The sequence below is a fragment of the Pseudomonas sp. ADAK21 genome (assembly GCF_012935735.1).
GTDB classification, from domain to species: Bacteria; Pseudomonadota; Gammaproteobacteria; order Pseudomonadales; family Pseudomonadaceae; genus Aquipseudomonas; species Aquipseudomonas proteolytica.
This window is the reverse complement of sequence record NZ_CP052857.1, coordinates 226211-240783: the sequence shown is the minus strand read 5'-3', so window position 1 is coordinate 240783 and position 14573 is coordinate 226211. Positions and strand designations below refer to the sequence as shown.

Below are 14573 nucleotides of genomic sequence, written 5' to 3'. Positions count from 1 at the left end.
GCGCTGCTCGGGAAACTGACGGCCTTACGCCACACCCCACAGGGAGCCGCAGATGTCAGATCAAGCCAAACAAATGACCGAAGATGAAGCCGCCGAATTTGCCGAGCAGGTCTTCGACGTGGCCCGCCGGGGTGATGCCGCCATGCTGGCCGCGCTGCTGGCCAAGGGCTTGCCGGTCAATCTGCGCAATCACAATGGCGATACCTTGTTGATGTTGTCCGCCTATCACGGGCATGCCGAGGCCGTGAAAGTGCTGCTGGAGTTCAAGGCCGACCCGCAGATGGCCAATGACAAAAACCAGTTGCCCATTGCCGGTGCTGCGTTCAAGGGCAACCTCGCGGTGGTCAAGGCGTTGATCGAAGGTGGCGCGCCAGTTGAAGGCGCATCTGCCGATGGCCGCACGGCGCTGATGATGGCCGCGATGTTCAACCGCACCGAGATAGTCGATTACCTCCTCAGCGTCGGGGCCAACCCGAAGGCCACCGATGCCCAGGGCGTGACTGCGCTGGTGGCGGCCCAGACCATGGGGGCAGTGGATTCGACGGCGCAGTTGCAAAAACTGGTGTAGGCTTTGCGCCCTCAAAATCAGCCTCGCCACAGGATCCGCCCATGAACACCGCGCTCGTCGAACTCATCACTAAAATCAGTTCCGGTTGCCTGGGCGAGGCCGAGATCGCGCAGATCGCCGACGAGGCCGCCCAAGCCTACGCGGATGCCGACGGGTTCCTGGCGGCCAACCCCGATATCAACTACGACGACAGCTTCCCCATCCCCCTGGGTGAGTGGATTGTGGTCGGTAGCCTGCCGGAAACGGTGCTGTTCCAGGCCGATACCTACCAGGACCTGTTCGCCCAGATCGTCGCCTCGTTTGGTCCCGACGTGGCGTTCAACCTCAAGCCCAAGCAATTGGCCAAGACCGAGGCGCTCACGGCGCTCAATCGCATCCAGATCCAACTTGCTGCCATGAACCCGGAAAACGGCGGCTACACCCTGATGAACTTCAGCCAGTTGCTCGATGACGAGATCCAGGCGGTGTTGGTGTACGGCAACGATGTACCACGGGTGCTGGAGTTGTGTGCTGCAGTCGGGATCAAGGGTGAGCCGTCCCTGGAAGCCCTGCGTATCGCCCTGCACGTATGAAATAAAACGGAACCCTCGCCAGGGCTGGCTATCCTAAGCAGGCAAGCCCTCACTTAGGAGCGACACCATGGGTTCCACATTTAACAGCCTGATCGGCTTGATCATCCTGGCTTTGGATATCTGGGCGATCATCAACGTGTTCAAAAGCGGCGCCAGCACCGGCGCCAAAGTGTTGTGGATCCTGTTGATCCTGCTGTTGCCGGTATTGGGCCTGATTATCTGGGCCATCGCCGGACCACGGGGCAATGTGCGGATCTGATCCTCAGTGAGCACAAGCAAGTAATGTGCGGCCTTGCCGGCGATAGCTGTGAGTATCTACACAACTCTTTGATGGTTCTTGGAGGCGGTGTACATATCCGTTGCTGCGGTCACGGCGGCTTAGGGTTCCGCCCTTACGGCGGGTCACTTTCGAAGAGCGCGAAAGTAACCAAAGCGCTCTTGCCGGTATGACTCACCCACATGGGTTACAAATCAGTTCACGCACATAGGTAACAGTTTTTAACTGGCAGGGTCGATTTCGCGAGGATCTGACCATGCCCTGGAAAGAGCTGAAACCTATGGACCTTAAAGTACTGTTCATTGCCGATTACCTGTCCCAGAAGCACAGCCTTAGCCAGCTGTGCCGGGACTATGAGGTCAGCCGCAAGACTGGGTATAAGTGGATCAGGCGTTACGAGGCAGAGGGCCCGAGTGGGCTTGATGAGCGTAGCCGCTGCCGCCACAACCAAACCTACGTGGTGCCCTTGGCTGTGAAACAGGCAATCGTTGAATTTCGCTTAAGTGGCGAGACGATTCCCGGCCCGAAAAAGATTCAGAATAGTCTCATCCAGCGTTTCCCAGATCAGGATCCGCCCTCGAAGACGACCATTTACAACATTCTCAAGGCAGCTGATTTGATTACCCCCAAGCCATTGCGCCGACGGGTGGCTGTGTATCCCAAGCCTTTACGCAAGGCAGAAAATCCCAACCAGTTATTCAGCGCTGATTACAAAGGCCAATACCTGACCGGAGCAGGGATTTGGTGTTATCCGCTGACGATCATGGATCATGCCAGCCGGTTTTTGCTGGCGTGCCAGAGCATGAGCAGCACCAATCTGAAGGAAACCCAGCAAACCTTCGAAAGGGTTTTCGCGAATACGGCCTGCCAGAGCGCATTCGTACCGACAACGGCATACCGTTTGCCAGCACCAGTCGAGCGGGGTTGTCACAGCTGTCGATCTGGTGGATGAGACTTGGGATCATTCCTGAGCGGATCGAGCCAGGTCGCCCAGATCAGAATGGGCGGCATGAGCGTATGCACCGAACGCTGAAAAGCACGTTACCTCACCCGTCGGCAATTGCCTGGGAAGCCCAGCAGCGCCACTTTGATCGCTTCCTGCAGCACTATAATTACGAGCGTGGGCACGAGGCGCTTGGCCAGAAAACGCCTGCCGCTTGCTATACGCCTTCAACTCGAATGTACCCGGAGAAGCTACCGGAAATGACCTATGCGAGCCATATTGAGAGTTACCTGGCCGACAGTAGCGGAATCATCAATCGAGGAGGCATGCGGGTTTATATCGGCAATTTACTTCGTCACCAGACCATCGGAATGGAGATGATTGGTGATGGGGTATGGAATGTAATCTTCGGTCCGGTGATCTTGGGCCATGTGAATGCGAGAGATGCAAAGAACGGTTATGTCTCAATCAAAGTGTCACCTATGTGAATGCACTTTTTTGTAACCCATGTGGTTGTCCCGTACATGCCCCACCACTCGGTGCCTCGCCTAGGCTCGGCATGCCCGCAGTCAGGCATTGCTCCGTGGGCCCGCCGCGATCGGCCATCCATGGCCGTGTCGCGGCTACCCCGGCATCCTGCCGGGGTGCCCACTGCGCAATACCTGCCTGCGGCCAGCGTGGTTTGACGGGGCGCCCAAGATCAAAAGCAGAGCAACAGCAACAACAAAGCCAGAGCGCGGAGCTGCATTCCCCTGTGGGAGCGGGCTTGCTCGCGAATGCGGTGTATCAGTCAATATATCCATCACTGACCCACCGCATTCGCGAGCAAGCCCGCTCCCACAAGGGGGACGCGCACGCTTCGACGATCAGGTCGGCTGTCAGGCCGCCTCGCTCTGCTTGTGATTTTGATCTTAGGCGCCCCGTTAAACCACGCTGGCCGTCATCCGATATTGATTTGGGGGGTAAACCGGCAGGACGCCGGTTTAGCCGCGCTGGGCCATGGATGGCCCATCGCGGCGGCCCCCCAAATCAATGTCGGATTACGGGCACACCGAGCCTAGGCGAGGTGCCGAGTGGTGGGGCATGTACGGGACAACCACATGGGTTACAAAAAAGTGCATTCACATAGGTGACACTTTGATTGAGACATAACCGTTCTTTGCATCTCTCGCATTCACATGGCCCAAGATCACCGGACCGAAGATTACATTCCATACCCCATCACCAATCATCTCCATTCCGATGGTCTGGTGACGAAGTAAATTGCCGATATAAACCCGCATGCCTCCTCGATTGATGATTCCGCTACTGTCGGCCAGGTAACTCTCAATATGGCTCGCATAGGTCATTTCCGGTAGCTTCTCCGGGTACATTCGAGTTGAAGGCGTATAGCAAGCGGCAGGCGTTTTCTGGCCAAGCGCCTCGTGCCCACGCTCGTAATTATAGTGCTGCAGGAAGCGATCAAAGTGGCGCTGCTGGGCTTCCCAGGCAATTGCCGACGGGTGAGGTAACGTGCTTTTCAGCGTTCGGTGCATACGCTCATGCCGCCCATTCTGATCTGGGCGACCTGGCTCGATCCGCTCAGGAATGATCCCAAGTCTCATCCACCAGATCGACAGCTGTGACAACCCCGCTCGACTGGTGCTGGCAAACGGTATGCCGTTGTCGGTACGAATGCGCTCTGGCAGGCCGTATTCGCGAAAACCCTTTCGAAGGTTTGCTGGGTTTCCTTCAGATTGGTGCTGCTCATGCTCTGGCACGCCAGCAAAAACCGGCTGGCATGATCCATGATCGTCAGCGGATAACACCAAATCCCTGCTCCGGTCAGGTATTGGCCTTTGTAATCAGCGCTGAATAACTGGTTGGGATTTTCTGCCTTGCGTAAAGGCTTGGGATACACAGCCACCCGTCGGCGCAATGGCTTGGGGGTAATCAAATCAGCTGCCTTGAGAATGTTGTAAATGGTCGTCTTCGAGGGCGGATCCTGATCTGGGAAACGCTGGATGAGACTATTCTGAATCTTTTTCGGGCCGGGAATCGTCTCGCCACTTAAGCGAAATTCAACGATTGCCTGTTTCACAGCCAAGGGCACCACGTAGGTTTGGTTGTGGCGGCAGCGGCTACGCTCATCAAGCCCACTCGGGCCCTCTGCCTCGTAACGCCTGATCCACTTATACCCAGTCTTGCGGCTGACCTCATAGTCCCGGCACAGCTGGCTAAGGCTGTGCTTCTGGGACAGGTAATCGGCAATGAACAGTACTTTAAGGTCCATAGGTTTCAGCTCTTTCCAGGGCATGGTCAGATCCTCGCGAAATCGACCCTGCCAGTTAAAAACTGTTACCTATGTGCGTGAACTGATTTGTAACCCATGTGGGTGAGTCATACCGGCAAGAGCGCTTTGGTTACTTTCGCGCTCTTCGAAAGTGACCCGCCGTCAGGGCGGAACCCTAAGTGGCCGTGACCGCAGCAACGGATATGTACCCTCCCCCCAAAAGAGCAACTTGTGCAGATCCTAATGCCCCACCAGTACCCGATTAATTGGCTGACACGCGAGCAAACCCACCCCCTCATTTTTGTACCCCACATCCATTAGATTTGTGTGTCTGGATATTCGCTGCACAAAATTTTCACACTTCATCCAAGACAATTCCCCCGCTTTATTTTCCTGCCACGGTCCCTCTGTGCCGCCAGGAGCCCTGCGCGATGAGTAATCAATAGCGTTGCCGACGTTGATCGGGCACCATCTGCCCACCGCGTAATACCCTGGACCCTGTGCCTTTACTGGCCGGGGCAGGACGCCGCTGCATTATTTCGCCACTTAAACTTCCAATGGGTCCTCAAACAACATGGCAAACCCGGACGCCCTGAATCAGCAGCGAGCTTCTAATCGCCTGCTGCAACCCACCGTCAAATCCCACCTGGCCTACACGCTGCTTTGCGCGCTGGTCATGATGGTGATGCTCTCCCTGCTGCGACTCGGGCTGTTGGTCTACAACAGCGACATGATGCTCGACACCCCGGCCTCGACCTTCCTTGAAGCGTTCGTCAACGGCCTGCGCCTGGACTTGCGCCTGGTGGTGTACCTGAGCATCCCGCTGATCCTGGCGCTGTTCAGCGTGCGCGCCATGGCCGCCCGCGGGTTCTTCCGGTTGTGGCTGACCGTGGTTTCCAGCATCGCGCTGTTCCTTGGCCTGATGGAGATGGACTTCTACCGCGAGTTCCACCAGCGCCTCAACGGCCTGGTCTTCCAGTACGTCAAGGAAGATCCGAAAACCGTGATGAGCATGCTCTGGTACGGCTTCCCGGTGGTGCGCTACCTGCTGGGCTGGGCCGTGGGTACGTTTATCCTGAGCATCGCCTTCAAAGGCGCTGATCGTGCAACGCGGCCCCGTGGCCCGTTCAGCGGTGGCACCGTCGGCACCCGCCAGGTTGCCCCGTGGTACAGCCGCATCGCCGTGTTCGTGGTGTGCTTGCTGATTGCCGTGGTCGCCGCGCGTGGCACCCTGCGCCAGGGCCCGCCGCTGCGTTGGGGTGACGTTTACACCACCGACTCCAACTTCGCCAACCACCTGGGCCTCAACGGTACGCTGTCGCTGATCGGTGCGGCCAAGGCGCGTTTCTCCGAGCATCGCGAGAACGTCTGGAAAGCCACCCTGGAGCAACCGCTGGCCACCCAGACCGTGCGTGACATGCTGGTGTTGCCTGACGAAAAACTGGTGGATACCGACACCGCCGCCGTGCGCCGTGATTTCACGCCACCGGCCGAGAAGACCCTGCCGATCAAGAACGTCGTGGTGATCCTGATGGAAAGCTTCGCCGGTCACTCGGTGGGCGCGTTGGGTAGCAACGGCAAGATCACGCCGTACTTCGATGAGTTGACCAAGGAAGGCCTGCTGTTCGACCGTTTCTTCTCCAACGGCACCCACACCCACCAGGGCATGTTCGCCACCATGGCGTGCTTCCCGAACCTGCCAGGCTTCGAATACCTGATGCAGACCCCGGAAGGTAGCCACAAGTTGTCGGGCTTGCCGCAATTGCTCAGTGCCCGTGATTTCGACGATGTGTATGTCTACAACGGCGACTTCGCCTGGGATAACCAGTCGGGCTTCTTCAGCAACCAGGGCATGACTAATTTCATTGGCCGCAATGACTTCGTCGACCCGGTGTTCTCCGATCCGACCTGGGGCGTGTCCGACCAGGACATGTTCGACCGTGGCCTGCAAGAGTTGAAGGCGCGCGAGGGCGGCAAGCCGTTCTACGCACTGCTGCAAACCCTGTCCAACCATACGCCGTACGCCTTGCCGACGCCGTTGCCGGTCGAGCCGGTGACTGATCGTGGCCGCCTCAACGAACATTTGACGGCCATGCGCTACTCCGACTGGGCTCTGGGCCAGTTCTTCGAGAAGGCCCGCAAAGAGCCGTACTTCAAGGACACCCTGTTTGTGATCGTCGGCGACCATGGTTTTGGTAACGAGCAACAGATCACCGAAATGGATCTGGGCCGCTTCAACGTGCCACTGCTGCTGATTGCCCCGGGCATGCAGGACAAGTTCGGCGTGCGCGACCATACCGTGGGTACGCAGATCGACATCGTGCCGACCATCATGGGCCGCCTGGGCGGCGAAACCCGTCACCAGTGCTGGGGCCGTGACCTGCTCAACCTGCCGGAAGGCGACAAGGGCTTTGGCGTGATCAAACCATCGGGCAGCGACCAGACCGTGGCCTTGCTCACGGCTGACCGTGTGTTGGTATTGCCCAAGGAGATGCCACCGAAACTGTGGCAATACGAACTGGGCGCCAACCCTACCGGCAAGGTAATCCCTGAGTCGGCGGATGAGGCACAACTCAAGCAGAAACTTGAGTCGTTCCTGCAGACCGCTACCAAGAGCCTGCTGGATAACACCGCAGGCGTGGTAGACGGCAAGCCGGACTAATCGCCAGGCAATAAAAAAGAGGCCTTCTTCAAGGCCTCTTTTTTTGCATCTTTTTTTTGTAGGAGCGAGCTTGCTCGCGAAAAATGCCCAGGCAACACGTTTGTTCTGGATAACCGCAGTGCGGCTGAGTTCTTCGCGAGCAAGCTCGCTCCTACAGTTATGCAATCAACGCCGTTATATCTTGCCCAGCAACAACAGAATCAACAGCACCACCAGCACCGTACCGAGAATACCCGATGGCCCATAACCCCAGTTGCGCGAGTGCGGGAACACCGGCAGGCCGCCGACCAGCAGGAGGATCAGAACAATGATAAGAATGAGGCTCATAGGTTGTTTTCCTTATTCGTCTTCTGAAAAGACCTGATTGTTAATTGTCAGAGCCGCACATCTAAAACGGCTGCCTTAACCAATCCGACTCCTGCACTTTGCAGAAAATTCCCTGTTTTTTTAAAGCGATTTGGCCGCTGGCTTATTTCCTTTTTAATTGCAGTGCGGCTTCGCACTTAGTTTAAATAGATTGAACTAACCCCAGGCCCTGGCATCCGACCGGGCCCTTGGTTTGCCCGCGGCATTCAGCAACTTGATGGTGCATGGGGCGGTGAATAACCTTCGCTACACTGGCGCGTACTTCTTCCCTGAACCACAAGGCTACTTCCTATGCAAAATCGCATGATGATCACTGGCGCCGGATCCGGCCTGGGTCGCGAAATCGCTCTGCGCTGGGCCCGCGAAGGTTGGCAACTGGCCTTGTCGGATGTCAGTGAGCCGGGTTTGCAGGAAACCCTCGCGCTGGTGCGCCAGGCCGGTGGCGATGGCTTTATCCAGCGCTGCGACGTGCGTGACTACAGCCAGCTCACTGCCTTTGCCCAGGCCTGCGAAGTCAAGCTGGGCGGTATCGATGTGATCGTCAACAACGCCGGGGTCGCCTCCGGTGGGTTCTTCAGTGAATTGTCCCTGGAGGATTGGGACTGGCAGATCGCAATCAACCTGATGGGCGTGGTCAAGGGCTGCAAGGCCTTCCTGCCGCTGCTGGAAAAAAGCAAGGGCCGGATCATCAACATCGCCTCGATGGCGGCGCTGATGCAAGGCCCGGCCATGAGCAACTACAACGTGGCCAAGGCTGGTGTGGTGGCGCTTTCGGAAAGCTTGTTGGTGGAACTCAAGCAGCAGGAAGTCGGGGTACATGTGGTTTGCCCGTCGTTCTTCCAGACCAACCTGCTGGACTCGTTCCGCGGCCCCACCCCGGCGATGAAGGCCCAGGTCGGCAAGCTGCTGGAAAGCTCGCCGATCACGGCGACGGACATCGCCGATTACATCTACCAGCGCGTGGCGGCCGGTGAGTTCATGATCCTGCCCCATGAACAAGGGCGGATGGCCTGGGCCTTGAAGCAGAAAAACCCGCAGTTGCTGTATGACGAAATGACCAGCATGTCGGAAAAAATGCGCGCCAAGGCCCAGTCGGTCAAAAGTTAACGGGCGCAGGGGCAAGTGTGGTTCAGGCGCTTATTGTGGCTAGGGACAAGCCCCCTCGCCACAGAGTAAACGGTGCGTTTGGTTTTTTGCTCTTTTGCGGCGTTTTTTATATTTGTCTGTCAGTAAAGTTAACCAGGGCTTGTAGGGGAGGTCTGTTTAGCTGGCAAGGCATTGATGGGGCATGGGGGAGGGCGCATGGTCGATGTCCGGTAACTTTCAAAGGACAAACGCCATGCTGGTACTTAGCCGCACCGTAGGCGAAATCATTTCCATCGGCGATCACATCACCCTGCGGATCCTGGAGGTCAACAACTTCCAGGTGAAACTCGGCGTGGAAGCGCCGGCAGGGGTCAATGTGCATCGGGCGGAGGTCTACGAAAAAATCCGCAACCAGCAGGGGCCACCGCGGGCGACCCATCCGGTGCCCGTGCCCAACCCTTAGTCGAACAGATGCTTGGGCACGTCGTGCTTGAGCATCAGTTGGCACTGTTCACTCTCCGGATCGAAAACGATCAGCGCCTGGCCCTTGGTCAACGCCTGGCGTACACGCAGTACGCGGGTTTCCAGGGGCGTGTCGTCGCCGTTATCGGTGCCGTCGCGGGTGACGAAGTCTTCAATGAGGCGGGTCAGGGTGTCGACTTCAAGTGCATCGTGGGGAATCAGCATACAAGCCTCAAATGGTTGATCCCGGCGATCCTACTGTGCCGGGATCATTGTTGCCAGCTTCAGGATTTCTGCCCGACCAGGCTATCCACCGACGGCACGCGGGTGTCGCTCTCCATTTGCGTCTCGTGCTCCAGTTGATGGCTGAAGCGGTCCAGGGAACCCTGGGCGGGCTGGGCATCGCTGGCAAATACCGGCGGGCTGAGGATGTAGGCGCCAAGCAGGCGACTCAAGGCCGCCAGGCTGTCGATATGGGTCCGCTCGTAACCGTGGGTCGCATCGCAGCCAAAGGCCAGCAGCGCCGTGCGGATATCGTGCCCGGCCGTCACGGCCGAGTGGGCATCGCTGAAGTAATAGCGAAACAGATCGCGGCGTACCGGCAATTCATGGTCGGCGGCCAGGCGCAGCAGGTGACGGGACAAATGATAGTCGTAGGGCCCGCCGGAATCCTGCATCGCGACGCTCACGGCATGCTCGCTGGAGTGCTGGCCGGGGGCGACCGGTGCAATGTCGATGCCGACGAATTCGCTGACATCCCAGGGTAATGCCGCCGCCGCGCCGCTGCCGGTTTCTTCGGTGATGGTGAACAGCGGGTGGCAGTCGATCAGCAACGGTTCACCGCTGTCGACGATCGCCTTGAGCGCCGCCAGCAAGGCGGCGACCCCGGCTTTGTCATCCAGGTGGCGGGCGCTGATATGGCCGCTCTCGGTGAACTCCGGCAGCGGGTCGAAGGCCACGAAGTCGCCGACACTGATCCCTAGGGAGTCGCAATCGGCACGGGTGGTGCAGTAGGCATCCAGGCGCAGTTCGATATGGTCCCAACTGATCGGCATTTCATCCACGGCGGTATTGAACGCGTGCCCGGAAGCCATCAGCGGCAGGACGCTGCCGCGGATCACGCCATTGTCGGTGAACAGGCTCACGCGGCTGCCTTCGGCAAAGCGGCTGGACCAGCAGCCCACGGGGGCCAGGGTCAGGCGGCCATTGTCCTTGATCGCCCGCACGGCAGCGCCGATGGTGTCCAGGTGCGCGGAAACCGCGCGGTCCGGGCTGTTCTGCTGGCCCTTGAGGGTGGCGCGGATGGTTCCGCGACGGGTCATTTCAAAGGGGATGCCCAGTTCTTCGAGACGCTCGGCGACGTAACGCACGATGGTGTCGGTAAAGCCGGTGGGGCTGGGGATGGCGAGCATTTCCAGCAGCACTTTCTGCAGGTAGTTGAGATCCGGTTCGGGGATGGTTCGGGTCATGGAAACTCCTGATGAGTTGAGGGCATCGATGGTTTCGATGAGGGGGCTGAGGGTATTGGTGCCTGGGCTGGTCTCATCGCGGGCAAGCCCGCTCCTACAGTTGATCGCGTACCACTGTGGGAGCGGGCTTGCCCGCGATGAGGGCCGACCAGTCAACGCCTATCTCAAGCCGTGGACTGACTATGGGGAAACAACAGATCCACGAATTTCTCCGCAGTTGGTTGCGGTTCATGATTGGCCAACCCGGCGCGTTCATTGGCTTCGATAAATACATATTCCGGCTGGTCGGCGGCCGGCACCATCAGGTCCAGGCCCACCATGGGAATGTCGAGGGCGCGCGCGGCACGCACGGCAGCGTCTGCCAGGGTCGGGTGCAGGATCGCCGTGACATCTTCCAGGCAACCGCCGGTGTGCAGGTTGGCGGTGCGCCGCACGGCCAGCACTTCGCCGGAAGGCAAAATGCTGTCGTAGTCGTAACCCGCCGCTTTCAAGGTGCGCAGGGTTTCGTCGTCCATGGGGATGCGGCTTTCGCCATCGGTGGCCGCCTGGCGTCGGCGGCTTTGCACTTCGATCAACGCACCGACGCTGTGCTTGCCGTCACCGATCACCTGGGCCGGGCGGCGGATGGCGGCGGCCACCACTTCAAAACCAATGACCAGGATGCGCAGGTCCAGGCCTTCGTGGAAGCTCTCCAGCAATACCCGCGAGTCAAACTGGCGCGCCGCCTCGATAGCGCTTTGCACTTCTTCGATGGTCTGCAAGTCCACGGCCACGCCCTGGCCCTGTTCCCCGTCCAGCGGCTTGACCACGATGCGCTGGTGTTCGTCGAGGAACTCCAGGTTATCGTCGGCGCTGGCGGCCAGTTGCTGCGACGGCAATTTCAAACCGGCGGCGCTCAGGGTCTTGTGGGTCAGGCTCTTGTCCTGGCACAGGGTCATGCTGATGGCACTGGTCAGGTCGCTCAACGACTCGCGGCAGCGCACCCGCCGCCCGCCATGGCTGAGGGTAAACAGCCCGGCATCGGCGTCATCTACCTGCACGTCGATCCCGCGTCGGTGGGCTTCTTCGACAATGATCCGCGCATAGGGATTGAACCCCGCCTGAGGCCCCGGGCCGAGGAACAGCGGTTGGTTGATGCCATTCTTGCGCTTGATCGCGAAGGTGGTGAGGGCACGAAAGCCGAGCTTGGCGTAGAGGCTCTTCGCCTGACGATTGTCATGCAATACCGACAGGTCCAGGTAACTCAGGCCACGGCTCATAAAGTGCTCGATCAGATGGCGCACCAGCACTTCACCGACCCCCGGCCGCGAGCATTGCGGGTCTACGGCCAGGCACCAGAGGCTGCTGCCGCTTTCCGGATCGTGGAAGGCCTTTTGATGATTGAGACCCATGACGCTGCCGATCACCGCGCCGCTGTCTTCGTCCTCGGCCAGCCAGTACACCGGGCCACCTTGATGGCGCGGGGTCAACAGGTTGGCATCCACCGGCAACATGCCGCGGCCCTGGTACAGGCGATTGACGGCCTGCCAGTCGGCTTCGCTCTGTACCCGACGAATGCGGAAGCCACGAAACACCCGGGTCGCCGGGCGGTAGTCGGTGAACCACAGGCGCAGGGTGTCGGACGGATCAAGGAACAACTGCTGTGGATCGATCCCGAGGATCTGCTGGGGAGCGGCCACATACAGGGCGATATCCCGTTCCCCCGGCTGCTCATTGAGCAACTCCAGGGCCAGGCTCGCCGGGTCAGGGAAGGTATGGCCAATCAACAACCGGCCCCAGCCGCAATGCACGGCGATGGGTTGCGCGCTGGGTTCGCTGCCGTCTTCGGCCAGGCGCGCTTGCAAGCGCTCGTAGGAAGGCGCCTGGCCGCGCAGCAGGCGTTGGCTGTAGGCCGTGGCGTGAGGTTTCATCAATCAGAGTCCTTGTTCGCTGAGCCACAGGTTCAGCGCTGCCAATTGCCATAGCTTGGAGCCGCGCAGCGGGGTCAGTTGGCCTTGTGGATCGGTGAGCAGGCGGTCGAGCATCGCCGGGTTGAACAGGCCGCGATCCTGGCTTGGGTCCAGCAGCAGGTCACGCACCCAGTTCAAGGTGTCACCCTGCAAGTGCTTGAGGCCGGGCACCGGGAAGTAGCCTTTCTTGCGGTCGATGACCTCACTGGGGATGACCCGGCGCGCCGCTTCCTTGAGCACTTGCTTGCCGCCGTCCGGCAGCTTGAATTTACCCGGCACCCGGGCCGACAACTCCACCAGGCGGTAGTCGAGGAACGGCGTACGGGCTTCCAGGCCCCAGGCCATGGTCATGTTGTCCACGCGCTTGACCGGGTCGTCCACCAGCATCACCGTGCTGTCCAGGCGCAGGGCCTTATCCACCGCGGCATCGGCCCCCGGTTGTGCGAAATGTTCGCGCACGAAGTCGCCGGCGGCGTCATTGGCGGTCAGCCATTGCGGCGCGACAGTGGCGGCGTAATCGTCGTAGCTGCGATCAAAAAACGCATCGCGGTAGGCGGCGTAAGGGTCGCTGGCCCCGTCCACCTGCGGGTACCAGTGATAGCCGGCAAACAACTCATCGGCTCCCTGGCCGCTTTGCACTACCTTGCAATGCTTGGCCACTTCCCGGGACAGCAGGTAGAAGGCGATGCAGTCATGGCTGACCATCGGTTCGCTCATGGCGCGGAACGCAGCCGGCAGTTGCTCGATGATCTCACTTTCGGCGATGCGCAATTGGTGATGCTGGGTGCCGTAGTGTTTGGCGATCAGGTCCGAATACTGGAATTCGTCACCACGTTCGCCGCCGGCATCTTCAAAACCAATGGAGAAGGTCGACAAGTCCTGCACGCCCACTTCCCGCAACAGGCCCACGAGCATGCTCGAATCCACCCCGCCCGAGAGCAGCACGCCCACATCCACTGCGGCGCGTTGACGGATCGCCACGGCTTCGCGGGTGCTGTCGAGCACGCGGTCGGTCCAGTCTTCCAGGGTCAGGTTTTTTTCATCCTCATGGGGGCCGTAGGGCAGGGTCCACCAGGTTTTCTGCTCGGTGGTGCCGTTGGCATCGATACGCATCCAGCTGGCAGGCGGCAGTTTTTCGATACCCGCGAGCAACGTGCGCGGCGCGGGCACCACGGCATGGAAATTCAGGTAGTGGTTGAGCGCCACCGGGTCGAGGATCGGGTTGATATCGCCGCCCTTGAGCAGCGCTGGCAACGCCGAGGCAAAACGCAGGCGCTGGCCGGTGCGCGACAGGTACAAGGGCTTCACGCCCAGGCGGTCACGGGCGATGAACAGGCGCTGGCTGTCGCGCTCCCAGATCGCGAAGGCGAACATGCCGTTGAGCTTGGGCAGCAGTGCTTCGCCCCAGGCGTGGTAGCCCTTGAGCAGCACTTCGGTATCGCCACCGGAATAAAACGCGTAACCCAGGGCTTCGAGTTCGCTGCGCAATTCGGGGAAGTTATAGATCGCGCCGTTGAAGGCCAGGGACAGGCCCAACTGGGCATCGACCATCGGTTGGGCGGAGCCATCCGACAGGTCCATGATTTTCAGGCGCCGATGGCCCAGGGCAATCGGCCCTTGGGCATGGAAACCCCACGCGTCGGGGCCGCGAGGGGCCAAGTGATGGGTGATGCGCTCAATGGCTGCCAGGTCGGCAGGTTGGGCATCGAAACGTAACTCGCCAGCTAATCCGCACATAAATTCCTTACCGGTTTTTCCGTTGGGGAGGGATAAAAACGCACCCGTCAATACGGCGGGTACCCAGAGACTGACCCCATCCGTGTTGCGGGAGTTTTAGAACAATGCGTTATAAGGCAAATGGCCTGCGCTGTTTTTGCAGCGGGTATCGCACGCCGTGGCCTGGCGTTGAAGGGCGGTATATAGATAGGCAATGACATACAAATAGTG

Annotated in this window: 11 protein-coding genes and 2 pseudogenes; 7 read left to right on the top strand and 6 right to left on the bottom strand. The window is 59.5% G+C overall.

Annotation, left to right across the window (positions count from 1 at the left end):
* Positions 1-52: 52 nt before the first annotated feature.
* From HKK57_RS01055 to HKK57_RS01040, 4 genes and pseudogenes are all read left to right on the top strand, one after another.
* A complete protein-coding gene (locus tag HKK57_RS01055; protein ID WP_169389664.1) occupies positions 53-568 on the top strand; it encodes an ankyrin repeat domain-containing protein in 516 nt (171 codons plus the stop codon).
* Positions 569-609: 41 nt separating this feature from the next.
* Positions 610-1140, top strand: coding sequence for a hypothetical protein (locus tag HKK57_RS01050; protein WP_070995347.1), 531 nt, complete (start codon positions 610-612; stop codon positions 1138-1140).
* A gap of 67 nt (positions 1141-1207) precedes the next feature.
* Positions 1208-1399, top strand: a complete 192-nt coding sequence (locus tag HKK57_RS01045; protein WP_003192770.1) for a PLDc N-terminal domain-containing protein — start codon at positions 1208-1210, stop codon at positions 1397-1399.
* 274 nt (positions 1400-1673) lie between these two features.
* A pseudogene (locus tag HKK57_RS01040) lies at positions 1674-2848 on the top strand (integrase core domain-containing protein).
* 633 nt (positions 2849-3481) lie between these two features.
* Here the strand turns inward: HKK57_RS01040 and HKK57_RS01035 are convergent.
* Positions 3482-4656: pseudogene (locus HKK57_RS01035) on the bottom strand (integrase core domain-containing protein).
* A 550-nt stretch (positions 4657-5206) separates the two neighbouring features.
* Between HKK57_RS01035 and HKK57_RS01030 the strand changes: the two are divergent.
* Positions 5207-7294, top strand: a complete 2088-nt coding sequence (locus tag HKK57_RS01030; RefSeq protein ID WP_029298760.1) for an LTA synthase family protein — start codon at positions 5207-5209, stop codon at positions 7292-7294.
* A 174-nt stretch (positions 7295-7468) separates the two neighbouring features.
* Here the strand turns inward: HKK57_RS01030 and HKK57_RS01025 are convergent, their stop codons facing one another.
* Positions 7469-7621 (bottom strand): DUF3309 family protein, encoded by a 153-nt coding sequence (locus tag HKK57_RS01025; RefSeq protein WP_032863216.1) that lies wholly within the window; start codon positions 7619-7621, stop codon positions 7469-7471.
* Positions 7622-7951: 330 nt separating this feature from the next.
* Here HKK57_RS01025 and HKK57_RS01020 point away from each other — a divergent pair, with 330 nt between their 5' ends.
* Both HKK57_RS01020 and csrA read left to right on the top strand, forming a co-directional pair.
* Positions 7952-8767: an SDR family oxidoreductase gene (locus HKK57_RS01020; RefSeq protein ID WP_169389663.1), complete on the top strand. Its 816-nt coding sequence runs from the start codon at positions 7952-7954 to the stop codon at positions 8765-8767.
* Between the two features lie 232 nt (positions 8768-8999).
* Positions 9000-9209, top strand: coding sequence for a carbon storage regulator CsrA (gene csrA / locus HKK57_RS01015; RefSeq protein WP_029298756.1), 210 nt, complete (start codon positions 9000-9002; stop codon positions 9207-9209).
* Here the strand turns inward: csrA and HKK57_RS01010 are convergent.
* From HKK57_RS01010 to HKK57_RS00995, 4 genes are all read right to left on the bottom strand, one after another.
* Entirely contained in the window at positions 9206-9433 is a 228-nt protein-coding gene (locus HKK57_RS01010) for a YheU family protein (RefSeq protein ID WP_003172962.1), read from the bottom strand. The two genes, csrA and HKK57_RS01010, sit on opposite strands and share 4 nt — an antisense overlap.
* 59 nt (positions 9434-9492) lie before the next feature.
* Positions 9493-10677 carry an osmoprotectant NAGGN system M42 family peptidase gene (locus HKK57_RS01005; RefSeq protein ID WP_029298753.1) on the bottom strand — a complete coding sequence of 395 codons (1185 nt, stop codon included), beginning with the start codon at positions 10675-10677 and terminating at the stop codon, positions 9493-9495.
* A gap of 164 nt (positions 10678-10841) precedes the next feature.
* Positions 10842-12587 carry an N-acetylglutaminylglutamine synthetase gene (ngg, locus tag HKK57_RS01000; RefSeq protein ID WP_092235081.1) on the bottom strand — a complete coding sequence of 582 codons (1746 nt, stop codon included), beginning with the start codon at positions 12585-12587 and terminating at the stop codon, positions 10842-10844.
* Positions 12588-12590: 3 nt separating this feature from the next.
* Positions 12591-14363, bottom strand: a complete 1773-nt coding sequence (locus HKK57_RS00995; RefSeq protein WP_029298748.1) for an N-acetylglutaminylglutamine amidotransferase — start codon at positions 14361-14363, stop codon at positions 12591-12593.
* Positions 14364-14573: the final 210 nt, after the last annotated feature.

What these genes read in the sequence shown, in the direction of transcription:
- HKK57_RS01055 (WP_169389664.1), top strand. Translation starts at nt 53, where the DNA reads ATGTCAGATCAAGCCAAACAAATGACCGAAGATGAAGCCGCCGAATTT.
- HKK57_RS01050 (WP_070995347.1), top strand. Translation starts at nt 610, where the DNA reads ATGAACACCGCGCTCGTCGAACTCATCACTAAAATCAGTTCCGGTTGC.
- HKK57_RS01045 (WP_003192770.1), top strand. Translation starts at nt 1,208, where the DNA reads ATGGGTTCCACATTTAACAGCCTGATCGGCTTGATCATCCTGGCTTTG.
- HKK57_RS01030 (WP_029298760.1), top strand. Translation starts at nt 5,207, where the DNA reads ATGGCAAACCCGGACGCCCTGAATCAGCAGCGAGCTTCTAATCGCCTG.
- HKK57_RS01025 (WP_032863216.1), bottom strand. Translation starts at nt 7,621, where the DNA reads ATGAGCCTCATTCTTATCATTGTTCTGATCCTCCTGCTGGTCGGCGGC.
- HKK57_RS01020 (WP_169389663.1), top strand. Translation starts at nt 7,952, where the DNA reads ATGCAAAATCGCATGATGATCACTGGCGCCGGATCCGGCCTGGGTCGC.
- csrA (WP_029298756.1), top strand. Translation starts at nt 9,000, where the DNA reads ATGCTGGTACTTAGCCGCACCGTAGGCGAAATCATTTCCATCGGCGAT.
- HKK57_RS01010 (WP_003172962.1), bottom strand. Translation starts at nt 9,433, where the DNA reads ATGCTGATTCCCCACGATGCACTTGAAGTCGACACCCTGACCCGCCTC.
- HKK57_RS01005 (WP_029298753.1), bottom strand. Translation starts at nt 10,677, where the DNA reads ATGACCCGAACCATCCCCGAACCGGATCTCAACTACCTGCAGAAAGTG.
- ngg (WP_092235081.1), bottom strand. Translation starts at nt 12,587, where the DNA reads ATGAAACCTCACGCCACGGCCTACAGCCAACGCCTGCTGCGCGGCCAG.
- HKK57_RS00995 (WP_029298748.1), bottom strand. Translation starts at nt 14,363, where the DNA reads ATGTGCGGATTAGCTGGCGAGTTACGTTTCGATGCCCAACCTGCCGAC.